General features: G+C 65.6%; 15 protein-coding genes. All 15 read right to left on the reverse strand.

The annotated features are described in order from the left end of the window. Positions 1–54: 54 nt before the first annotated feature. On the reverse strand, positions 55–2334 hold the full coding sequence (ptsP, locus tag AABM56_RS19750; protein ID WP_133861481.1) for a phosphoenolpyruvate--protein phosphotransferase: 2280 nt from the start codon (positions 2332–2334) through the stop codon (positions 55–57). Positions 2335–2445: 111 nt separating this feature from the next. Then, the gene (locus tag AABM56_RS19755; protein WP_007161635.1) at positions 2446–2919 is read right to left on the reverse strand and encodes an RNA pyrophosphohydrolase; all 474 of its coding nucleotides are present in this window, start codon (positions 2917–2919) and stop codon (positions 2446–2448) included. A gap of 191 nt (positions 2920–3110) precedes the next feature. Next, positions 3111–4634 carry an MFS transporter gene (locus AABM56_RS19760; protein ID WP_263259285.1) on the reverse strand — a complete coding sequence of 508 codons (1524 nt, stop codon included), beginning with the start codon at positions 4632–4634 and terminating at the stop codon, positions 3111–3113. Between the two features lie 110 nt (positions 4635–4744). Further along, positions 4745–5758, reverse strand: a complete 1014-nt coding sequence (locus AABM56_RS19765) for an Ldh family oxidoreductase (RefSeq protein ID WP_263259284.1) — start codon at positions 5756–5758, stop codon at positions 4745–4747. 92 nt (positions 5759–5850) lie between these two features. Then, the gene (gene hemE / locus AABM56_RS19770; RefSeq protein WP_133861484.1) at positions 5851–6918 is read right to left on the reverse strand and encodes a uroporphyrinogen decarboxylase; all 1068 of its coding nucleotides are present in this window, start codon (positions 6916–6918) and stop codon (positions 5851–5853) included. A 421-nt stretch (positions 6919–7339) separates the two neighbouring features. Beyond that, complete coding sequence (locus AABM56_RS19775; protein ID WP_133861485.1) at positions 7340–8758, reverse strand: FAD-dependent oxidoreductase; 1419 nt, start codon at positions 8756–8758, stop codon at positions 7340–7342. A 90-nt stretch (positions 8759–8848) separates the two neighbouring features. Further along, complete coding sequence (gene gltB, locus AABM56_RS19780) at positions 8849–13297, reverse strand: glutamate synthase large subunit (RefSeq protein ID WP_133861486.1); 4449 nt, start codon at positions 13295–13297, stop codon at positions 8849–8851. A 216-nt stretch (positions 13298–13513) separates the two neighbouring features. Further along, complete coding sequence (locus tag AABM56_RS19785) at positions 13514–15112, reverse strand: AAA family ATPase (RefSeq protein WP_133861487.1); 1599 nt, start codon at positions 15110–15112, stop codon at positions 13514–13516. Between the two features lie 18 nt (positions 15113–15130). After that, positions 15131–16225 (reverse strand): 3-dehydroquinate synthase, encoded by a 1095-nt coding sequence (aroB, locus tag AABM56_RS19790; protein ID WP_133861488.1) that lies wholly within the window; start codon positions 16223–16225, stop codon positions 15131–15133. A 52-nt stretch (positions 16226–16277) separates the two neighbouring features. Further along, positions 16278–16796: a shikimate kinase AroK gene (gene aroK / locus AABM56_RS19795; protein ID WP_133861489.1), complete on the reverse strand. Its 519-nt coding sequence runs from the start codon at positions 16794–16796 to the stop codon at positions 16278–16280. Positions 16797–16801: 5 nt separating this feature from the next. Beyond that, positions 16802–19057, reverse strand: coding sequence for a type IV pilus secretin PilQ (gene pilQ, locus AABM56_RS19800; protein WP_263259283.1), 2256 nt, complete (start codon positions 19055–19057; stop codon positions 16802–16804). Continuing rightward, the gene (locus tag AABM56_RS19805; protein ID WP_133861491.1) at positions 19058–19576 is read right to left on the reverse strand and encodes a pilus assembly protein PilP; all 519 of its coding nucleotides are present in this window, start codon (positions 19574–19576) and stop codon (positions 19058–19060) included. Then, a complete protein-coding gene (pilO, locus tag AABM56_RS19810; protein WP_133861492.1) occupies positions 19573–20226 on the reverse strand; it encodes a type 4a pilus biogenesis protein PilO in 654 nt (217 codons plus the stop codon). Before pilO ends, AABM56_RS19805 begins: the two co-directional genes overlap by 4 nt. After that, positions 20223–20813 carry a PilN domain-containing protein gene (locus AABM56_RS19815; RefSeq protein WP_133861493.1) on the reverse strand — a complete coding sequence of 197 codons (591 nt, stop codon included), beginning with the start codon at positions 20811–20813 and terminating at the stop codon, positions 20223–20225. Before AABM56_RS19815 ends, pilO begins: the two co-directional genes overlap by 4 nt. Then, a complete protein-coding gene (locus AABM56_RS19820; protein ID WP_133861494.1) occupies positions 20814–21878 on the reverse strand; it encodes a pilus assembly protein PilM in 1065 nt (354 codons plus the stop codon). It abuts the gene before it with no gap. Positions 21879–22041: the final 163 nt, after the last annotated feature.

A 22041-nucleotide genomic window follows, 5' to 3' on the forward strand; every position in this document is an offset into this window, starting at 1 on the left:
GGCATGGTACGCCGCTACCTGTCAGGCGGGAAGCAGCCTTCCCGCCTGACACGCTCAGCTCTGGACGCTGGCTGCCGGGTTGATCACCCGGCCCAGTCCGAGATTGCGCAAGGCCAGGTGCAGGGCGCTGTGGATGACCTGGGGATTGTCGATCTGGCGCATCTGCTGCACCAGCTCGCGGGCCTTTTCCAGGGTGACCTGGCGCAGCAGCCACTTCACCTTGGGCAGGTTGGTGGCGTTCATCGACAGGGTATCGAAGCCCATGCCCATGAGCAGCACCGCCGCCGCCGGATCGCCGGCCATCTCGCCGCAGATGCTGACCGGCACCCCTTCGGCATGGGCGCCATCGACCACCTGTTGCAGCGCCTGCAGCACCGCCGGGTGGAAGTAGTCGTAGAGGTCAGCCACCCGCGGGTTGTTGCGATCCACCGCCAGCAGGTACTGGGTCAGGTCGTTGGAACCCACCGAGATGAAGTCCACCTGGCGCGCCAGATCACGGGCCTGGTAGACCGCCGACGGAACCTCGACCATGACACCCACCGGCGGCATGGGGATATCGACGCCTTCGTCACGCACCTCGCACCAGGCACGGTGCAGCAGATGCTGGGACTCCTCCACCTCGTGCACGCCGGAAATCATCGGCAGCATGATGCGCAGGTTGTTCAGGCCTTCGCTGGCCTTGAGCATGGCGCGGGTCTGCACCAGGAAGATTTCCGGATGGTCCAGGGTGACGCGGATCCCGCGCCAGCCGAGGAAGGGATTGTCTTCCTTGATCGGGAAATAGGACAGCGCCTTGTCGCCGCCGACGTCCAGGGTGCGCATGGTCACCGGCGCCGGATGGAAGGCGGCCAGTTGCTCGCGATAGATGGAGAGCTGTTCCTTCTCGCTGGGAAAGCGCTCGTTGACCATGAAGGGCACTTCGGTGCGATACAGCCCGACCCCTTCGGCGCCGCGCTGCTGCGCACGGGCCACGTCGGCCATCAGGCCGGTGTTGACCCACAGCGGCATGCGGTGACCGTCGAGGGTCTCGCAGGGCAGGCTGCGCAGGGCGTCGAGGCCCTGGGTCAGCTGGCGCTCCTCTTCCACCACGTCGCCATACTGCTTAATCAGCGTCGGCGAAGGATTGGTGAAGATCTCGCCGTGGTAGCCATCGACGATGAGGTCGATGCCGTCCACCTTGGAATACGGCAGATCCACCGCGCCCATGACGGTGGGCACGCCCATGGCGCGCGCCAGGATGGCCACGTGGGAGTTGCCCGAGCCAAGCACCGAGATCAGGCCGACCAGGCGCCCTTCGGGCACCTCGCCGAGCATGGCCGGCGAGAGTTCCTCGCTGACCAGGATGGTGTTTTCCGGATAGATCAGGCAGGCCTGGTGGGCCTGCTGCAGATAGGCCAGCAACCGGCGACCAAGGTCGCGCACATCGGCGGCGCGTTCGCGCAGATAGGCGTCGTCCATCAGTTCGAAGCGCTGGACGTGCTCCATCACCACCTGGCGCAAGGCGCCCTGGGCCCACTGGCCGCTCTTGATGATGGTGGTCACCTCGTTACCGAGGGCGGCGTCGTCGAGCATCATCAGATAGACGTCGAACAGCGCCTGCTCTTCCTTGCGCAACTGGGTGGACAGGCGCTTGGACAGCGCCTTCATGTCCGCCCGCACGCCTTCGATGGCGGTGCGGAACAGCTGCAACTCGGCGTCGATGTCGGTCACGGTCTTGTCCGGGACCACTTCCAGGTCGGCCGGTGGCAGGACCACCACCGCCTTGCCGACGCCGACCCCGGGCGAACCGGGGATGCCGACGAAACGGGCCTCCTGGATACCCCGGCCCTGCCGATCCAGACCGCGGATGGTCCCGGTGGCCTCGGCATGGGCGATCACCCCGGCGAGCTGGGCGCTCATGGTCACCAGGAAGGCCTCCTCACCCTCGTCGAACTGGCGACGCTCCTTCTGCTGCACCACCAGCACGCCCATGACGCGCCGGTGGTGGATGATGGGCGCGCCGAGAAAGGAGGCATAGCGTTCTTCGCCAGTCTCGGCAAAGTAGCGAAAGCGCGGGTGACTGGCGGCGTCTTCGAGATTGAGCGGCTCTTCGCGGGTCCCGACCAGGCCGACCAGGCCCTCGTTGGGGGCCATGCTGACGCGACCGATGGACTTCTTGTTGAGGCCTTCGGTGGCCATCAGCACGAAACGGTTGGTATCCGGATCCAGCAGATAGACGGAGCAGACCTGCGACTGCATGGCCGCGCGGACGCGCTGCACAATGATGGACAGTGCCGACCCCAGATCCTTGGCGGCATTGACCTCCTGGACGATCTTGCGCAGAACTGCAAGCATCTAGCGCCTCCGCAGCCGACGCCCGGCGGAGCCGCCGGCGTGCATCACGTGTCGTTCATCCTGCATGACCACAGCTTCTCCTCACCTCTTTCGCACCGGCCGTACCGGTAATCAGGCCAGCAAGCGGGGTGCCAACTCCTTGAGCGCCCGCCGATAGACCTCTCGCTTGAAGGTCACCACCTGGCCCAGTGGGTACCAGTAGCTTACCCAGCGCCAGCCATCGAATTCCGGCTTGCCCGTCACATCCATCCGCACCCGCTGCTCTTCCGCGGTCAGCCGCAGCAGAAACCACTTCTGCTTCTGGCCGATGCACAGCGGACGGCTGTGGGTGCGCACCATGCGCTGCGGCAGACGATAGCGCAACCAGCCCCGGGTGCAGGCCAGGATGCGGACGTCATCGGGGCTCAGCCCCACTTCTTCGTTCAGCTCCCGGTACAGCGCCTCTTCGGGCGTTTCCCGGTCATCTATCCCACCCTGGGGGAACTGCCAGGCATCCTGATTGATGCGGCGGGCCCACAGTACTTGGCCGGCATCGTTGGCGAGAATGATGCCGACATTGGGGCGAAAACCATCAGCGTCGATCACGGCTGCCACCCTTGAAAAATGTCGTTGCCCGCATTGTTCCACAAAGCCCGACAGCCCAGCAATGCAAGCTCCGGACCGACTGGGGCGCGGCCGACCGGCGCAGGCGCCCGACAGCTGCCGCGACCTGCAAAAGCCCGCATTATGGTGGTCGCTAGCTGAACGTCGGCTTAAGGGCCGGCAAACGTCGCGCCTCAGCGAAAATGCCGTTGCACGGCCATGTAGAGGGCCAGTGCCAGACCGATCCAGCCGACCAGCCAGAAATAGTCGAGATAGCCCAGCACCTGGCTCTGGCGGGTGACCAGACTGGAGATCTGCGCCAGGGCGCTGTCGGCGCCGGTGGCTTGCCGATAGCGTTCGCCATAGGCCTGGTAGGTCTGCGCATAGGGATTGACCGCGGCGCTGAGCACCGCGGCGTGAAAGGCGTCGCGCCACTGCAGGAAGACGTTGGAGAGCACGATGCCCATGGGCATGACCAGTTGCTGGGTCATGTTCTTGATCTGGTAGGCCTGGCTGAAATAGGCCGGCTCGACGCGCATGAAGGTGTACATGATGATCACCGCGAAGGTGCCGATCAGGTAGGTGCCATGCATCATCAGCCCCGGGACCAGTTGCTGGTAGAGGGGCACGTCGGCGTGCTGGCGCACCATCCAGAAGCCGTAGCCGGCCAGCAGCAGATAGCCCGCCACCAGGTACTTGCGAAAGCCGCCCCAGGGAAAGCGCTCGCGCAGCCGCACCGAGGTGATCATCAGCAGCGGGGCCAGACCGCACAGCCAGCCCAGCGCCATGACGCCCCCGGCGGTATAGACCGGCAGTTGCAGGCCGTTGACCACGTACTGGGGGATGATGAAGTTGTAGGCGCCGAGCAGGAAGTAGTTGAGCATCATGAACAGCATGCCGGCGAGAAAGCCCGGGGTGATGGCGTGCTTGAAGTCCAGCGTCGGCCGCGCCAGGCCGCGCTCGTAGTAGACATAGAGTCCGAGGATGGCCGTTCCCAGCAGCAGCTCCAGGGCCAGCCACGGCCCGTCGCTGAAGAAGTCGAAGGCCAGGCGCTGGGTGGTGGTGGTCAGCAGCAGGCTGCCCACCGCCAGCAACATTATGGACAGCAGCGAAGGCGCTCCGGAATTCTGCAGCGGATGGGAGCGCCGCGGCAGCGACAGCCAGACGCACACCGCCACCAGCGCGCAGGCCAGCGCCGGCACCATGAAAATGGCGCGCCACTGATGACCTTCCAGCAATTCCGCGGTGGTGAAGGACGCGAGCGCACCACCCAGGGGCACGCCGGAGGCGAAGGCGCGGATCCCGGTCGGCAACTGCGGACCGGAGAAATACATCTGCACCAGTACCCGCGCCCCGGCAAAGAAGGTGGCGGCGCCGGCGCCCATCAGTACTCGCCCGACGATGAAGGTCGGCAGATCGGTGGCCACCAGGCAGCACACCTGTCCGACCAGGTGGATGCCGACGGCGGTGAAGATCAGGTTGCGATAGCCCAGGCGCTGGGCGAACCACTGGTGCGGGGCACTGGTGACGATGACCGCGGCGCTGTAGCAGGCCGTGGCCAGGGTGTAGCTGCGCGGGTCGATACCCAGGCCGCCGTAGACATAGCGGTTGGCCAGGGCGATCGACAGGTTGTCGAGAAAGTACACCAGCACCATCAGGGTGATGCTCAGCAGCAACAGGCCGCGGTGGTGAGGGCGATCGGTGTCGTCGGCGTACATGAAGACCCAGGCTGGCACTAAGGGGGCCAGTCGTGGACCCTGCGTCCGGGGCGGGGTTCAGAGACCGCGTTGTCGCAGCCTCCTTCAGGTGATACGGATCGCGTCCCGACTCAGCCGGGCAGCAGGGCCCGGACGTCGGCCAGGAGTTCGTCCGGCACCTCCACCCAGCCACGGGTGGTGTTACGAGTCCGTGCCTGATAGCGGCGCTGCGACGGCAGGCGGGCGCCCTGGGCCTCGATGCCGGCGAACAGCTGCTCGGCGCGCTGCTGATAGTCGGCTACCGCGGCGCCGAGAAAGCGCTGGGGATCGAAGGCCAGGATGAGTTCGCCGTGATAGGGCAACCCGCCCGCGCCGGCGTCGACCACGGAGGACTCCGGACTGGTGAGATCGCCGATCAGGGGACCGGCGAGCAATTCGATCATGGCCGACAGCGCCGAGCCCTTGTGACCGCCAAAGGTGAGCATGGCGCCCTCCTCCAGCACGGTGCGGGCATCGCTGCTGGGAGCACCCTCGGCATCCACCCCCCAGCCCTCGGGCAGGGCCTTGCCGGCGCGTCGATGCAATTCGATTTCGCCGCGGGCCACGGCGCTGGTGGCGAAGTCGAAGACGAAGGGCTGCCCTTCCGGCCGTGGCCAGCCGAAGGCGATGGGATTGGTACCGAACAGGGGACGACGCCCACCGGCCGGGGCGACATAGGCCTGGGTCGGATTGCAGGCCAAGGCCACCAGGCCCCTGGCGGTGAGGGCTTCCATCTCCACCCAGAGCGCCGAGAAGTGCACGCAGTTGTTGATCGCCAGGGCTGCCAGACCGCAATTGCGCGCCTTGGCTTCCAGCAGCGGCAGGCCCGTATGAAAGGCCAGCGGCGAGAAGCCGCCCCCGGCATCGACCCGGACAATGGCCGGTGCCACGTCTTCGACGCGAGGCTCGGCATCCGCCACCACCTTGCCGGCCTTGAGCGTCTTGACGATGCCCAGGAGCCGATAGATGCCGTGGGAGGCGCAGTCGTCACGCTGGCCAGCCACCATCATGGCGGCGATGGCCGCGCCCTGCGGCTGACTGAAGCCATGGGCCGCGAGCACCTCTTCGGCCAGGTGCTGCAGCTCTTCCGGGGTCATCTGGGCCATGGCGGCGCTCCGTCGGGAAAACCCCGACTATGCCGTAACCGGCCACGCCCCGCTCGCTCGACTTGGGACCGGTCGTGCCGATCCCGGCACAGTCAGCCTTGGTGGTAGCGCCCCGACAACTCGTGGACAGCTTCGATGAAGGCACCGGCATGGGCCGGATCCACCTCGGGGGTGATGCCATGGCCCAGGTTGAAGACGTGGCCGCTGCCCTGGCCGTAGCTTTCCAGGATGCGCCCCACCTCGGCGCGGATGGCCGCCGGCTTGGCGTAGAGCACGCTGGGGTCCATGTTGCCTTGCAGGGCAACCTTGGTACCCACACGGCGGCGCGCTTCGCCGATGTCGCAGGTCCAGTCCAGGCCCAGGGCCTCGGCCCCGCTGTCGGCCAGGCTTTCCAGCCAGAGACCGCCATTCTTGGTGAAGAGGATCACCGGTACCTGGCGTCCTTCATGCTCGCGGATCAGCCCGGCGACGATCTTGCGCATGTAGGCCAGGGAAAATTCCTGGTAGGCCGCGGCGGACAGGTTGCCGCCCCAGGTGTCGAAGATCTGCACCGCCTGGGCGCCGGCGCGGATCTGGCCGTTGAGGTAGGCGGTGACCGCCTGGGCCAGCTTGTCCAGCAGCAGGTGCAGGGCCTCGGGGGTGTCGTAGAGCATGGCCTTGGCCTTGCGGAAATCCTTGCTGGAGCCGCCTTCGATCATGTAGGTGGCGAGGGTCCAGGGGCTGCCGGAAAAGCCGATCAGGGGTACCCGGCCGTCCAGCGCCGTGCGGATGGTGCGCACGGCGTCCATCACGTAGCCCAGGTCGGATTCGGCATCGGGGATCGGCAGCGCCTCGATGTCGGCCGGCGTGTCGATCACCTTGCGAAAGCGCGGCCCCTCGCCGGTCTCGAAATAGAGGCCCTGACCCATGGCGTCGGGGATGGTGAGGATGTCGGAAAAGAGGATGGCGGCATCCAGCGGATAGCGCTCCAGCGGCTGCAGGGTCACCTCGCAGGCGAATTGCGGGTTCTTGCACAGACTCATGAAGTCCCCGGCGCGGGCCCGGCTGGCGCGGTACTCGGGCAGATAACGCCCGGCCTGGCGCATCATCCACACCGGGGTGACGTCCACCGGCTGCTTGAGCAGGGCACGCAGGAAACGGTCGTTCTTCAGGGCAGTCATGGCGACATCCGGCAGCAAAAGTGCCGGCATTGTCGCAAAGCGGCTGGCAAAAGGCACGGCGAGGGGTCGTGCCTTTTGTCTATCGGGGCGATGGGGTGGCGGTTGTGACTGGCAAGGGATAGCCGCGTGGAAAACGCTGTGCGGTTTTCCACCCTACGCATCGGTGGCGGCGTGAAGCCGTAGGGTGGGTAACGGCGCAGCCTTACCCACCGTCAAGCCCAGCACATTACAGCGGCCCTCGAGAGGACGGATTCAACGAGCTGATCGCGGCCATGCCGGTGCGCCGTAGCGACCGCTCCTACAAGAGCGTCATGCCAGGCAGGAGCGGTCGCATCGGCGAACCGCCATGGCCTCGATAATCTTTCAGCCACAAAAAAGCCGACCGGCTTGCACCGGTCGGCTCCTGTCCAGCGGCCTGGGCTCAGACGCCCAGGTAGTCGAGGATGCCCTCGGCGGCGTTGCGGCCTTCGAAGATGGCGGTCACCACCAGGTCGGAGCCACGCACCATGTCGCCACCGGCAAAGATCTTCGGATTGCTGGTCTGGTGCTTGAATTCGTGCAGCCCTGGCGCGACCACGCGCCCCTGGCTGTCGAGATCGATGCCGAACTGCTCGAACCAGGGCGCGGGACTCGGGCGGAAACCAAAGGCGATGACCACCGCATCGGCCGGCAGGATCTCCTCGGAACCGGGAATCGGCTCGGGACTGCGGCGACCACGGGCATCGGGCTCGCCCAGACGGGTCTCCACCACCTTGACGCCTTCCACCTTGTCTTCGCCGATGATGGCGATGGGCTGGCGGTTGAAGAGGAACTTCACGCCCTCTTCCTTGGCGTTCTTCACTTCCTTGCGCGAGCCCGGCATGTTGGCGGCGTCGCGGCGGTAGGCGCAGGTCACGCTCTTGGCGCCCTGGCGGATGGAGGTGCGGTTGCAGTCCATGGCGGTGTCACCACCGCCCAGGACCACCACGCGCTTGCCCTTCATGTCGACGAAGTCGGCCGCATCCTTTTCGAAACCCAGGTTGCGATTGACGTTGGCCACCAGGAAATCCAGGGCGTCGTGCACGCCGGGCAGGTCTTCGCCGGGGAAGCCGCCCTTCATGTAGGTGTAGGTGCCCATGCCCAGGAAGACCGCATCGAATTCCTCGAGCAACTGGTCCATGGTCACGTCCTTGCCCACCTCGGTGTTGAGGCGGAATTCCACACCCATCCCGCCGAAGACCTCGCGGCGGCGGCTGAGCACGGTCTTTTCCAGCTTGAATTCGGGGATGCCGAAGGTCAGCAGGCCACCGATCTCGGGATGCTTGTCGAACACCACCGGGGTCACGCCGTTGCGTACCAGGATGTCGGCACAGCCCAGGCCGGCCGGACCGGCACCGATCACGGCGACGCGCTTGCCGGTCGGCTTGACCTTGGACATGTCCGGGCGCCAGCCCATGGCGAAGGCGGTGTCGGTGATGTATTTCTCCACCGACCCGATGGTCACCGCGCCGAAACCGTCATTGAGGGTACAGGCGCCCTCGCAGAGCCGATCCTGCGGGCAGACCCGGCCACAGACCTCGGGCAGGGTGTTGGTCTGGTGCGCCAGCTCCGCCGCCGCCAGGATGTTGCCTTCGGAGACCAGCTTGAGCCAGTTGGGAATGAAGTTGTGCACCGGGCACTTCCATTCGCAATAGGGGTTGCCGCAACCCAGGCAGCGGTGCGCCTGCTCGGCGGCCTGCTGCGGCTTGAAGGGATCGTGGATCTCGACGAATTCCTTCTTGCGCTGGCGCAGCAGCTTCTTCTTCGGATCCTTGCGACCGACCTCGATGAACTGGAAGTCGTTGTTCAGACGTTCAGCCATTTCCAAACCTCTTGAAGCGACGCCCCTTCAGCAGGGCGCCACGAGCTATCACGGTGAAACCGGCGCCCTGGGGAGCCGGCATCGAAGTCGTTATTCCGGACGGGCGCGGGTGCTGACCAGCAGCGACGCCAGGCTGGCCGCCTTGGGCTTCACCAGCCAGAACTTGCGCAGGTAGTCGTCCAGATTCTCATGGAGATGGCTGCCCCAGGCACTGCCGGTCTCGCGCACGTATTCGGCCAGCACCCCTTCCAGGTGGCTGCGATAGGCTTCCATGGCCTCGCTGTTGATGCGCTGGATCTCCACCAGTTCGTGGTTGACCCGGTCATAGAAACCGTTGTCCAGGTCCAGCACATAGGCGAAGCCGCCGGTCATGCCCGAGCCGAAGTTGTAGCCGGTCTTGCCCAGCACGCAGACGAAGCCGCCGGTCATGTACTCGCAGCAGTGGTCGCCGGTGCCTTCCACCACCGTGTGGGCCCCGGAGTTGCGCACCCCGAAGCGCTCACCGGCGGTGCCGGCGGCGAACAGCTTGCCACCAGTGGCGCCATAGAGGCAGGTGTTGCCGATGATGGCCGATTCCTGGCTCTTGAAGCCCGCGCCCTGGGGCGGGGTGATGACCAGCTTGCCGCCGGTCATGCCCTTGCCCACGTAGTCGTTGGCATCGCCTTCCAGATACATATGCAGGCCGCCGGCGTTCCAGACACCGAAGCTCTGGCCAGCGGTGCCCTTGAAGCGGAAGGTCAGCGGCGCCTTGACCATGCCCTGGTTGCCGTGACGCCGGGCGATTTCACCGGAGACACGGGCGCCGATGGAGCGGTCGCAGTTGCCGATGTTCAGGCTGAAGTCACCGCCTTCGAGCTTTTCGATCCCGGGCAGCGACAGGCGCACCATTTCCTCGGCCAGCAGGCCCTGGTCGAACGGCGGGTTCTTTTCCACCTGGCAATATTGCGGCTTCTCGGCCGGAATATGATCACTCCCCAACAGCGGGGTGAGGTCCAGGTGCTGCTGCTTGGCTGTCTCGCCCGGCAGGATTTCCAGCAGATCGGTACGGCCGATCAGCTCGCCCAGGCTGCGCACGCCCAGCCTGGCCAGCCACTCGCGGGTTTCCTCGGCGATAAAGGTGAAGAAATTCATCACCATCTCTACCGTACCGATGAAGTGTTCCTTGCGCAGGCGGTCGTTCTGGGTGGCGACGCCGGTGGCGCAGTTGTTCAGGTGGCAGATGCGCAGGTACTTGCAGCCCAGGGCGATCATCGGCGCAGTACCGAAGCCGAAGCTCTCGGCGCCGAGGATGGCCGCCTTGATCACGTCCAGGCCGGTCTTCAGACCGCCGTCGGTCTGCACCCGCACCTTGCCGCGCAGGTCGTTACCGCGCAGGGTCTGGTGCGCCTCGGCCAGGCCCAGTTCCCAGGGCGAACCGGCGTACTTGATGGAGGTCACCGGCGAAGCACCGGTGCCGCCGTCGTAGCCGGAGATGGTGATGAGGTCGGCATAGGCCTTGGCCACACCAGCCGCTACCGTCCCCACGCCGGGCTCGGACACCAGCTTGACCGATACCAGCGCCTTGGGGTTGACCTGCTTGAGGTCAAAGATCAGCTGCGACAGGTCTTCGATTGAATAGATGTCGTGGTGCGGCGGCGGCGAGATCAGGGTCACGCCGGGTACCGCATAGCGCAGCTTGGCGATCAGGCCGTTGACCTTGCCACCGGGCAGCTGACCGCCCTCGCCCGGCTTGGCGCCCTGGGCCACCTTGATCTGCAGGACCTCGGCATTGACCAGGTACTCGGGGGTGACGCCGAAGCGGCCGGTGGCCACCTGCTTGATCTTGGAGCTCTTGATGGTGCCGTAGCGCGCCGGGTCCTCGCCGCCCTCACCTGAGTTGGAGCGCCCACCCAGGCGGTTCATGGCCTCGGCCAGCGCCTCGTGGGCCTCCGGCGAGAGAGCGCCCAGGGAGATGCCGGCCGCGTCGAAGCGGGTGAAGATGTTGGCCAGCGGCTCGATCTCGTCCAGCGCCAGGGGCTGGTCGCTGGTCTTGACCTTGAGCAGGTCGCGGATCATGGCCACCGGACGCTGGTCCACCAGCGCGGTGTATTCGCGGAACTTGGCGTAGTCGCCCTGTTGCACGGCGGCCTGCAGCAGATTGACCACGTCCGGGTTGTAGGCGTGGTACTCGCCGCCATAGACGAACTTGAGCAGGCCACCCGGCTGGATCGGCTTGCGGTTGTTCCAGGCCTCGCCGGCCAGCAGCTTCTGCTCGGCTTCCAGGTCGACGAAGCGCGCGCCCTTGATGCGGCTGGTGACCCCGGGGAAGCAGAGGTCGGTGACCTCGTCCGCCAGGCCCACGGCCTCGAACAGCTGGGCGCCGCGATAGGAGGCGACGGTGGAGATGCCCATCTTGGAGATCACCTTGAGCAGGCCCTTGGTGATGCCCTTGCGGTAGTACTTGAACACCTCGTAGAGATCGCCCAGCACCTCGCCGGTGCGGATCAGGTCGCCCAGCACCTCGTAGGCCAGGAACGGATAGACCGCGGTGGCGCCAAAGCCCAGCAGCACGGCGAAGTGGTGCGGATCGCGGGCGGTGGCGGTCTCCACCAGGATGTTGCTGCTGGTGCGCAGCCCCAGGTTGACCAGGTGATGGTGCACGGCGCCGGTGGCCAGCACCGCGTGTACCGGCAGCTTGCCCGGCTCGATGTGGCGGTCGGTCAGCACCAGCAGCACCTTGCCGGCGCGCACGGCCTCCTCGGCCTGCTCGACGATGTTGCGCAGCGCAGCCTCGAGGCCCATGGACTCGGGGTAGTTGAGGTCGATCTTGACATGCTCGAAGCCGGGCTTGGGCATGTTGAGGATGGTCCGCCACTTGGCCGGCGAGACCACCGGACTGCTCAGGATGGCGCGATCGGCGTGCTCGGCGGTTTCCTCGAAGACATTGCGCTCGGCGCCCAGGCAGGTCTCCAAGGACATGACGATGGACTCGCGCAGCGGGTCGATCGGCGGGTTGGTGACCTGGGCGAATTGCTGGCGGAAATAGTCGTACGGGGAACGGATGCGCCGCGACAGCACCGCCATCGGGGTGTCGTCACCCATGGAGCCCACGGCTTCCTGGCCCTGCTCGCCCAGCGGGCGCAGCACCTGATCACGCTCCTCGAAGGTGACCTGGAACATCTTCATGTACTGGCGCAGCTGATCTTGGTCGTAGAAGGCCGAACCGTGATCGTTGTCGTCCAGGGTCGCCTGGATGCGCATGGCGTTCTTGCGCAGCCACTGCTTGTAGGGATGGCGCGCCTTGAGGCGATTGTCGATGTCGTCGGTCTGCAGCACCTCGCCGGTCTCGGTGTCCACGGCGAGGATCTGGCCCGGGCCGACCCGGCCCTTGGCGATGACGTCGTCGGGCTGGTAGTTCCAGACGCCGACTTCCGAAGCCAGGGTGATGTAACCGTTCTTGGTGGTCACCCAGCGCGCCGGGCGCAGGCCGTTGCGGTCGAGCAGGCAGACCGCGTAGCGGCCTTCGGTCAGCACCACGCCGGCCGGACCGTCCCAGGGCTCCATGTGCATGGAGTTGAATTCGTAGAAGGCGCGCAGATCGGCGTCCATGGTCTCGACGTTCTGCCAGGCCGGCGGAATGATCATGCGCACGGCGCGGAACAGATCCATGCCGCCGGTCACCAGCAGTTCCAGCATGTTGTCCATGCTGGAGGAGTCGGAACCGACGCGGTTGACCAGCGGACCGAGCTGGTCGAGATCCGGGATCAGTTCGTTGACGAACTTGGTCCGCCGCGCCTGGGCCCAGTTGCGGTTGCCGGTGATGGTGTTGATCTCGCCGTTGTGGGCGAGATAGCGGAAGGGCTGCGCCAGCGGCCACTTCGGCAGGGTGTTGGTGGAGAAGCGCTGGTGGAAGACGCAGATGGCGGTGGCCAGACGCGGATCGCCGAGGTCCGGATAGAAGGCGGCGAGATCCGCCGGCATCATCAGGCCCTTGTAGACGATGACCCGGGACGACAGGCTGCAGATGTAGTGCTCGGCGTCCTCGGCGTTGCGCACCGAGGAACGGCGGCGGGCGGAGAACAGCTTGACGCCGAACTGCTGGTCGTCGAGACCCGGACCGGCGACGAACACCTGCTCGATGCGCGGCAGGCGGGCCAGGGCCAATTCACCCAGCACCGAGGTATCGATGGGCACCTTGCGCCAGCCGACCAGGGTCAGGCCGGCGGCCTCGATCTCCAGGTTCATGTTGGCACGGGCCCGTTCGGCACGGGCCTCGTCCTGGTTGAAGAACACCACGCCGGCAGCGTACTGCTCGGGCAATTCGGCACCGAACTGCTCCTGGGCGATGGCGCGCAGGAAGGCGTCCGGCTTCTGCATGAGCAGACCGCAACCGTCACCGGTCTTGCCGTCCGCGTTGATACCGCCCCGGTGGGTCATGCAGGTCAGGGCTTCAATGGCCGTTTCCAGCAGGTCGTGGCTGGGCTCGCCCTGCATATGGGCGATCAGGCCGAAGCCGCAGTTGTCCTTGAAGCTATCGGGATTGAACAGGCCTGCTTTCATAGCGCTCTCACCGGCAATCAGGTTATTGCGAAGGCATCACAAAACGGTCCGCTTATTTGAACTTTTTTCGGACAGTCAAAGGCTGACCAGTGTAGCGAAAAAATCGCTTACGACAAACACTGATGACACCTGATGAAAATTTGGTGACGCAAAAAAGAAAGCCCCGGCATCACGCTCGTGATAGCACCGGGGCTTTATTTGCATCTCAGGCAAGAATCAGCGACTGGTGGCGATGTCCTGCTGGATGCTGGCGAAGGTCCGCGGCCAGGGTTTGCTGGCCTGTACCTTGGCCGGCAGCTGCTTGACCGCCGCTTCCGCCGCCGCCCGATTGGCGAAGTTGCCGTAGGTCACCACATAGAGCGCCTTGCCCTGGTAGCTCTTCTTGAAATAGCGGAAGTTGCCACTGTCGGACTGGCCGGCGATGAAGTCCTGCGCGGCCTTTTCGGTGCTGGTGCCCACCACCTGCAAGGCGTATTTGCTACCGGCCTGGCTGCCGTACCAGCCCGCCGCGGCACTGCCGGCGTGGGCAGGCGCCGCCGTCGGGGCCGGCTTGGCCGGTGCCGGCGCGGCGGTAGGCGCAGGCGCGGTATGCCGGGGCGCCGGGGCAGCCACTGCCGGCGCACTGGGCGCTGGCGTGCGTGCCGGTGTCCGGCTGGGCAGTTCGTCTTCGTCACTGACCGGCGGGGCCTCGGTGGTCACGGTCGGCGGCACGCCGCCAGCGCCCATGTCGTTACCGGCCGCGGTACCCGCCTGCCGGCCACCAGCCGCTTCCGCCAGGGGTTCACGGATGACCGGCTGCGACTCACCCACCAGCGGCAGGGGCAGCGGCTTGGAAGAGCCGTCGAACTGGATGGGCGCCCCCTGGGCGTCCTTGCCGGCGGACGCGGTGTTCTGCCCCCCCATGGGCAGGTCCTGTCCGGCCGTGCCGGTGGCCGGGGTCTCGCTCTTGCCGCCCTTCAGCGACAGCGCCGCGGCGCCCACCGCCAGCACCACCACCCCGAGAATGACCAGGTGCTTGCGCGGCAGCGCCGCCAGCAAGTTGCGCGAGCCTTTCGCCGGTGCGGCGGCCTTCTTGCGCCGGGCGCTCATGCCCGCCACCAGGACATCCCGGGCTTCTTCGTTGAGCCGACCGGGCCAGCCGCCGGAGCGCTGGTGGATGGTCGCGAGTTGCTCGTCGGTAAAGATCTCCAGGCCCTGACCGGCACCCTCCAGGCGCTGGGCCAGATATTCCTCGGCCTCGCTCTCGCTGTAGGGCAGCAATTCGATGGCGTGATAGCGCTCTTCGCCCTGGGCGATGTCTTCCAGGCGCATCACCACTTCCGCTTCGCCGAACAGGAAGACGTGCAGACGCTCCTTTTCGCCGCCACCGGCCAGTTCCAGCAGGGCTTCCAGCGCGGGGGTGGCCAGCGCCTCGGCGTCATCCACCAGGATGTAGACCTCCTGCCCCGCCAGGCGCACTTCCGCCGCCTGCGCGAGAATGGCCGCCGGCGTCTGGCTGTCGGCGCCCACGCCCTTGGCGACCTGGGCCAGCACGGTACGGGCGTCGCCGCCGTTCTGCGCGGAAATCACCACGCAGTGCACGGCCTCCTTCTTGGTACTGGCCGCCAGCGCCTGGCGCAGCAGCGTCTTGCCACTGCCCTCGGGGCCGCTGACCACCAGCAGCAGCTGACTGTAGCGGGCCAGATGATGCAACTGGCCCAGCACCGGCTTGCGCTGCGCCGGAAAGAATTTGAAACCGGGAACGCGGGCGGCGAACGGGTCGTGAGTGAACTGATAGTGACCGAGGAAGGCTTCGTCGGCGTGCAGATTGGACATGGGACTCTCTTGTTCTCCTTACTGGGCGGTCAGCGCTTGGTAATCGGTACGCAGCGTCTGCTCGAGAATGTCGCGGGCGAAGTCGGCGGTCACCACGGCCTGGCCCAGGTCACTGAGCAGTACCAGCCGGAGTTGTCCATCCAGGACCTTCTTGTCCACCGCCATGAGGCGTTCGAAATCGGCCGGCTGCATGTCCGCCGGCGGTACCACGGGAAGTCCTGCCCGGACCAGCAGGCGCAGGGCGCGGTCGCGCTGGGCGGCCGTGAGCCAGCCCAGCAGCAGGGACATCTGCAACGCCATGACCATGCCGGCGGAAACCGCCTCGCCATGCAGCCAGACGCCATAGCCCTGGTGGGTCTCGATGGCGTGGCCGAAGGTATGGCCAAGATTGAGGATGGCACGCAGGCCCGACTCGCGCTCGTCGCTGCCGACCACCTGGGCCTTGGCCGCGCAGGAACGCTCGATGGCTGCGGTGAGGGCCTGCTGGTCCAGCGCCAGCAGCGCCTCGACATGCTCTTCGAGCCAGCCGAGGAAGGGTTCGTCGCAGATCAGTCCGTACTTGATGACCTCGGCCAGACCCGCCGACAGTTCGCGCGCCGGCAGGGTCGCCAGGCTGTCGGTGTCGATGACCACGGCCTTGGGCTGGTAGAAGGCGCCGATCATGTTCTTGCCCAGCGGGTGGTTGATGCCGGTCTTGCCGCCCACCGAGGAATCGACCTGGGACAGCAGCGTGGTCGGCACCTGGATGAAGTCCACCCCACGCTGATAGCAGGCCGCGGCGAATCCGCCCATGTCGCCGACCACCCCGCCACCGAGGGCGATGAGGGTGGTCTTGCGATCATGGCGATCCTGCAGCAGGCCATCGAAGATCAGCTGCAGGGTTTCCCAGTTCTTGTGCGCCTCGCCATCGGGCAGCACGATCGAGCTGACCTGGCGGTCGCCCAGGGTGCGCAGCAGGCGCTCCAGATAGAGCGGCGCGATGGTTTCATTGGTGACGATCGCCACCTTGCGCCCGGCGAGATGGGGCAGGAAGCAGTCCGGCCGATCCAGAAGGCCCTGGCCGATGTAGATCGGGTAGCTGCGCTCACCGAGCTCGACGTGAAGAGTCCGCATGCCGTCACCTTGATTCAAAGGGCGCCTAGCATAGCGCAGAACGCTTGCGGCTTTAATGCGGCGCCAGGGCTTTCAGACGGTCGAGTATCTGCAGCACGACCAGCCGGGGTGGCCGCTCGTCGGTCTCGATGATGATATCGGCGATCTCGCGGTACAGCGGGTCGCGCATGGCCATGAGATTGCGCAGCACCGCCGCGGGATCGGCGGTCTGCAGGAGGGGACGATTGCGATCGCGGGAGGTGCGTTCGATCTGCTGCTCGATGGAGGCATGCAGATAGATGACCCGTCCGCCGTGCTTGAGCGCCTGGCGATTGTCCTCGCGCAGCACGGCGCCCCCGCCGGTGGCCATTACCAGGCCGTTTTCCGCGCACAGCTCGGCGATCGCGGCGCGTTCGCGCTCGCGAAAGCCCTGCTCGCCTTCCACATCGAAGATCCAGGGGATGTCGGCACCGGTACGTTCTTCGATTACCTTGTCGGAATCCTTGAACGGCAGCCGCAATTCCTTCGCCAGGAGCCGGCCGATGGTGCTCTTGCCCGAGCCCATCGGTCCTACGAGAAACAGATTACGCACTTATGTCATCGACCAACCGCTATCGCCTGGTTGTTCATGATACGCGGCGTGAGGAAGATCAGCAGCTCGACTTTGCTGTCGGTGACCGAATCCCGGCGGAACAGTCGGCCGACATAGGGAATATCCCCCAGCATCGGCACCTTGGTGGTGGACTTGGTCTGGGTATTAGAGAACACCCCGCCCAGCACGATGGTCTCGCCATCGCTCACCAGCACCTTGGCATTGACCTCGTTCTTGCTGATCGGCGGCACACCGTTGAGGGCGTTCTGGTAGTCAGGGGCGTCCTTGTTGACCTTGACCTCCATGATGATGCGGTTGTCCGGGGTGATCTGCGGCGTGACCTCCAGCGACAGGGCGGCCTGCTTGAAGCTGGTGCTGGTGGCACCGCTGGAACTGGCTTCCTGATAGGGGATCTCGGTACCGCGCAGGATCTTGGCGGTCTCCTTGTCCGAGGTCACCACCTTGGGCTGGGAGATGATCTCGCCATTGCCGCTGGATTGCAGCGCGGACAGCTGCAGGTCGAGCATCTTGCCACCGACCATGAAGCCGACACCGATGCCCGAGGTGCTGCCGGAAACGCCCATGTCGACGAAGGGCGTGGGCGCCACACCACTGGCGGAGGTGAAGCTGCCTACGGTACTGGTCCCCGGCAGGAACACCTGACCGGTCGTGGAATCGACGGTGGTGGCGCCGTCCTTACCATAGACCGCGAAGTTGCCCGAACTGGCGTTACCGCCCCAGCGCACGCCCAGCTGCTTGCTGTAGTCGACGTTGGCCTCCACCAGCCGCGCCTCGATCATCACCTGGCGCACCGGGATATCCAGCTGCGAGACGATGCGCCGGAGTTCGTCCAGGCGATTCTGGGTCTGGTAGGCAATGATGCTGTTGGTGCGCTCGTCCACCGAGATGGAGCCGCGCTCGTCGGCGGTCTTGTCGGCGCTGGTCACCGACTGGAACAGCTTGGCGATATCGGCGGCCTTGGCGTAGTTGACCTGGATCAGGTCGCGACGCAGCGGGGCCAGCTGCTGGATCTGCTTCTGGGATTCCAGCTCCTGACGCTCGCGCGCGGCGATCTCGTCGGCCGGTGCAACCAGCAGCACGTTGCCGATCTGGCGCTTGTCGAGACCCTTGGTCTTGAGGATCAGATCCAGCGCCTGGTCCCAGGGCACGTTCTGCAGGCGCAGGGTGATGTTGCCCTGCACGGTGTCGCTCGCCACCAGGTTGAGGTTGGTGAAGTCGGCGATCAGCTGCAGCACCGAGCGGACGTCGATGTCCTGGAAATTCAGCGACAGTTTCTCGCCGGTATAGGTGAAGCGATCGGCTGCGCGCTTTTCCTTTTCCTCGGTGGTGAGCGGCTTGACGCTCAAGGTCAGACGATTGTTGGTCTGGTAGGCCAGGTAGTCGTAGGTCCCGGTCGGCTCGATGACGATGGACGCCCCGCCGCTGTCAGCGGAGGCGTTGACGAACTGCACGGGGGTGGCGAAGTCCTTGACGTCCAGGCGCACCCGCAGCTCTTCGGGCAGCTGGGTACCGGCGAAGGTCAGGCGGATCTTGCCGCCCTGCTCCTGGATGTCCGGGTTGATGCCGGTCTCGCTCAGGTCGATGACTACGTTGCCCTCGCCCTGGGGACCCCGCTGGAAATCGATATGGCGGATCGCCTTGCCGCGCAGTTGCGGCCGCGGCGCGGTCATGGCCGCCACGGTGGAGGTGGCCTGGGTCGGCGGCAGCGGCGTGCGGGCGACCGCGCCAGGCAGGGCGGCGGACGAGGGTGCGGTCACGGTGGCCGGCGCGGCGGCGCGCGGCAGGTTGGGCGTCAGGTTGGCCTGGGCGCTGGCAGTCTGGCGACCGGCGGTGCCGCCGATGGTGACGAACAGATTGCGGCCGTCGGCCCGGGTGTCGTAGCTGGCCAGGTTGGTGAGGTTGATGATCAGGCGGGTGCGATTGCCCGCCTCGACCACCGTCACGCTGCGAGCATTGCCATTGCCCAGCTCGCGGCTCTTGGTACCCAGCTTGTTGGCGACGCCGGGCAGATCCAGGGCAATCCGCGCCGGCTGCTCTATGGTGTACCCCTTGGGCACCGGCACCGGCTGATCGAAGGTCAGCTTGAGTTCGATGCGATCCCCGGGCAGGGAGGCGACGTTCAAGGCCTGCAGATCGGCTGCCAGGGCCTGACCGGCCAGGCTGCTCAGCAGCAGGGCCAGTCCCAGTCCCAGTCCCAGTCGTCCCGCGATAGTAGTGTTCACAGTGCTCGCCCTGCCCATTTAAGTCTTTTCCTTCAAGGTGATGGTGCGCGGCCGTTCCAGCCAGCCACCCTCGCCATCCGGGACGATTTCGATCACGTCGATCTCGCCATCGGTAATCTTGGTGATGCGCCCATCGTTGCGCCCCAGGTAGTCGCCCACCTTGACGCGATGCACGCCCCCGGCACCGTTGACCAAAGCATAGCGGCCGCTGGCATTGGCCAGGATGCCGACCATGCTGAAGGTCTCGATGTTGAAGCCTTCGAGAAACTGCTTTGGCCGGTTCGCGTCCGGCTTGATGTTGCCGGTTCCGCGCTGGCGCACCGTGGGATCGATGCGCACCGGCGCCTGGAAGGGGCTGCGCAGGGCCGCGGCGGCGTAGGTGAAGGGTTCGTAGGCGCGAAATTGCGGCAGCGGCTCGATGGAACCGCGCGGCTTGGCCCGGGTTTCGTCCATGAAGGCCTGCAGATCGCTGGTATCGCTGGAACCACAGCCGACCAGCACGCCGGTCAGCAGGCAAAGCAACAGGGGCGTCCTCATTTGCCGAGCCCCTTGTCGTTGTACCTGTAGGTCTTGGCCAGGACGTTCATGCGCAACTTGCCACCGCCTCCGGAGACCGTACCGCCACCATTGGCATTCTTGTCGTCCACCGGCTTGAGATCGAAGTCGTGCAGGGTGACGATGCGCGGCAGGCTGGAGACGCTGCTGACGAAGGTCGCCAGGTCGTGATAGTTGCCCACCACGGTGATCTGGATCGGCAACTCGACGTAGAACTGCTGGGTGACTTCGGGCAGCAGCTTGATCTGCTCGAATTCCAGACCGCTGCCGAGACCGGTGCGGGTGATGTCTTCCAGCAGCGCCGGCACTTCCGTATCGCCGGGCAGTTGCCGCAGCAGGGCACCGAAGGACTCCTCCATCTCCACCATCTGCTGCTTGTAGGCATCCAGATTGGCGGCCTGGAAGGCCTTGCTGGCGTATTGCTGCTTGAGCGTCTCTTCCTGGTTGCGCTGACTGTCCAGCTGGGCCTGCATGTCGCTGAGATGGAACTGATAGCCGAGCAGGAGCACCACCAGCACGATCAGCAGGCAGGCGATGACCTTGACCGGCTTGGGCCAGGAACCGAGGTTCTCCAGGCTGAGCTCGTTGATGTCGACCTTGCGCAGGCTGGCCAGGGAATCGGCGAGACTCATGGTTTGCCTCCCTTGGCGAGCGGGGCCGGGGCAACGGGGGCGCCGGGCTGGGTCTGCTTGACGGTGAGCTGGAAGGTGTTGGCCTGGTCCACCGCTCCGGCAGTGGTCGCCTTGACCTCGATCAGCGTAGGCGACGCGAACCAGTCGGAGGCATCCAGGTTACGCATCAGGTTGGAAACGCGGTTGTTGGATTCCGCCTCGCCGCTGATCGACAGGGTGTCGCCCTGCATCTTCAGCTCGCGGAAGTAGACGCCGTCCGGCAGGGTACGCACCAACTGGTCGAAGACGTGGCCGATGACCGGGCGGTTGCCTTGCAGGTCCTGGATGATCTTCATCCGCGCCAGCAGCTGCTGACGACGGGTCTTGAGTTCGCTGATCTCCTTGATGCGCACGTCCAGCTGGGCGATGTTCTGCTGGATGAAGGCGTTGCGCGCCTCCTGCCGGGTGATCTCGCCGGACAGGTACTGATCCCCGAGAAATACGGCGCCGCACGACAGCACGAAGATACCGCCCAGGATCACCAGGAACTGCTTGCGCCTTTCTTCGCGCAGCTGCTCCCGCCAGGGCAAGAGGTTGATGCGGGCCATCTAGTCGAAACTCCTCATGGCCAGGCCGCAGGCGATCATCAGCGCCGGGGCGTCACCTGCCAGGGCTGCCGCATTGACCTTGTTGCTGACGGTCATGTCGGCGAAGGGATTGGCCAAGACCGTGGGGGTGCCGATTTTCTGCTGGATCAAGCGGTCGAGTCCGGAAATTGACGCGGTTCCTCCAGCAAGCAAGATGTAGTCCACATCATTGTATTGCCCGGCGGCGAAAAAGAACTGCAGCGAACGCGCCACCTGCTGCACCACGGCCTCGCGGAAGGGCGTCAGCACCTCGCTCTGGTAGTCGTCCGGCAATCCGCCCTGCTTCTTGGCCAGACCGGCCTCCTCTACCGAGAGGCCGTAGCGGCGCTGAATCTCTTCGGTGAGCTGACGACCGCCGAACAGCTGCTCGCGGGTATAGATGGTCTTGCCGTTGTGCAGCACGCTCAGGGTGGTCATGGTGGCGCCGATGTCGACCACCGCCACGGTCAGGTCGTCGACATGGCCGCCAAGCTGATTGGCCAGCAACTGGTAGGCGCGCTCCAGGGCATAGGCCTCGACGTCGACTACCTTGGCCGCGACGCCGGCCAGCGCCAGGGCCGCCTCGCGAACCTCGACGTTTTCCTTCCGGCAGGCGGCCAGCAGCACCTCGACGCGCTCGGCGTTGCGCGGCGACGGCCCCTGCACCTCGAAGTCGATGGCGACCTCGTCCAGCGGATAGGGAATGTACTGGTCGGCTTCCAGCTTGATCTGGTTTTCCAGCTCGTCGTCGGTCAGGCCGGCATCCATCTCGATGGTCTTGGCGATCACCGCCGAGCCGGAGACGGCCACCGCAGCGCTGCGCGCGGAGCTGCGCGCCTTGACCAGCACCCGGCCGATGGCCAGGCCCACGCCTTCGAGTTCGGCGATGTTCTTTTCCACCACGGCATTGGCCGGCAGGGGCTCGACCGCATAGGCCTCCACCCGGTAGCGTCCGCCTGAACGGCTCAACTCGATGAGTTTCACGGATGTCGAACTGACGTCGATACCCAGCAGCGTATTCGCCTTCTTTCTGAATAGCCCTAGCACATCAGTTCCCTATGAGCGACGGTGGTCTTCCGCGGACGGGCATTAGATAACAGACTTGACACCCGAGCAAATAGCGGCCAACCGCCAAACGCGCCTATAATGGCGACGCCGTGTAGGCTGACCCTCACCTGTCGCCCTTTCCTTCTTTCCATTCGAAAAGTCT

Source organism: Pseudomonas aestiva (assembly GCF_039908605.1).
GTDB classification, from domain to species: Bacteria; Pseudomonadota; Gammaproteobacteria; order Pseudomonadales; family Pseudomonadaceae; genus Chryseomonas; species Chryseomonas aestiva.

Bases quoted from the DNA above. Each gene is read 5' to 3' on its own strand.
- hemE (WP_133861484.1), bottom strand. From the start codon at position 6,918: ATGACTGCCCTGAAGAACGACCGTTTCCTGCGTGCCCTGCTCAAGCAG.
- pilO (WP_133861492.1), bottom strand. From the start codon at position 20,226: ATGAGTCTCGCCGATTCCCTGGCCAGCCTGCGCAAGGTCGACATCAAC.
- aroB (WP_133861488.1), bottom strand. From the start codon at position 16,225: ATGCGGACTCTTCACGTCGAGCTCGGTGAGCGCAGCTACCCGATCTAC.
- ptsP (WP_133861481.1), bottom strand. From the start codon at position 2,334: ATGCTTGCAGTTCTGCGCAAGATCGTCCAGGAGGTCAATGCCGCCAAG.
- gltB (WP_133861486.1), bottom strand. From the start codon at position 13,297: ATGAAAGCAGGCCTGTTCAATCCCGATAGCTTCAAGGACAACTGCGGC.
- AABM56_RS19815 (WP_133861493.1), bottom strand. From the start codon at position 20,813: ATGGCCCGCATCAACCTCTTGCCCTGGCGGGAGCAGCTGCGCGAAGAA.
- pilQ (WP_263259283.1), bottom strand. From the start codon at position 19,057: ATGGGCAGGGCGAGCACTGTGAACACTACTATCGCGGGACGACTGGGA.
- AABM56_RS19805 (WP_133861491.1), bottom strand. From the start codon at position 19,576: ATGAGGACGCCCCTGTTGCTTTGCCTGCTGACCGGCGTGCTGGTCGGC.
- AABM56_RS19775 (WP_133861485.1), bottom strand. From the start codon at position 8,758: ATGGCTGAACGTCTGAACAACGACTTCCAGTTCATCGAGGTCGGTCGC.
- AABM56_RS19760 (WP_263259285.1), bottom strand. From the start codon at position 4,634: ATGTACGCCGACGACACCGATCGCCCTCACCACCGCGGCCTGTTGCTG.
- AABM56_RS19785 (WP_133861487.1), bottom strand. From the start codon at position 15,112: ATGTCCAATCTGCACGCCGACGAAGCCTTCCTCGGTCACTATCAGTTC.
- AABM56_RS19765 (WP_263259284.1), bottom strand. From the start codon at position 5,758: ATGGCCCAGATGACCCCGGAAGAGCTGCAGCACCTGGCCGAAGAGGTG.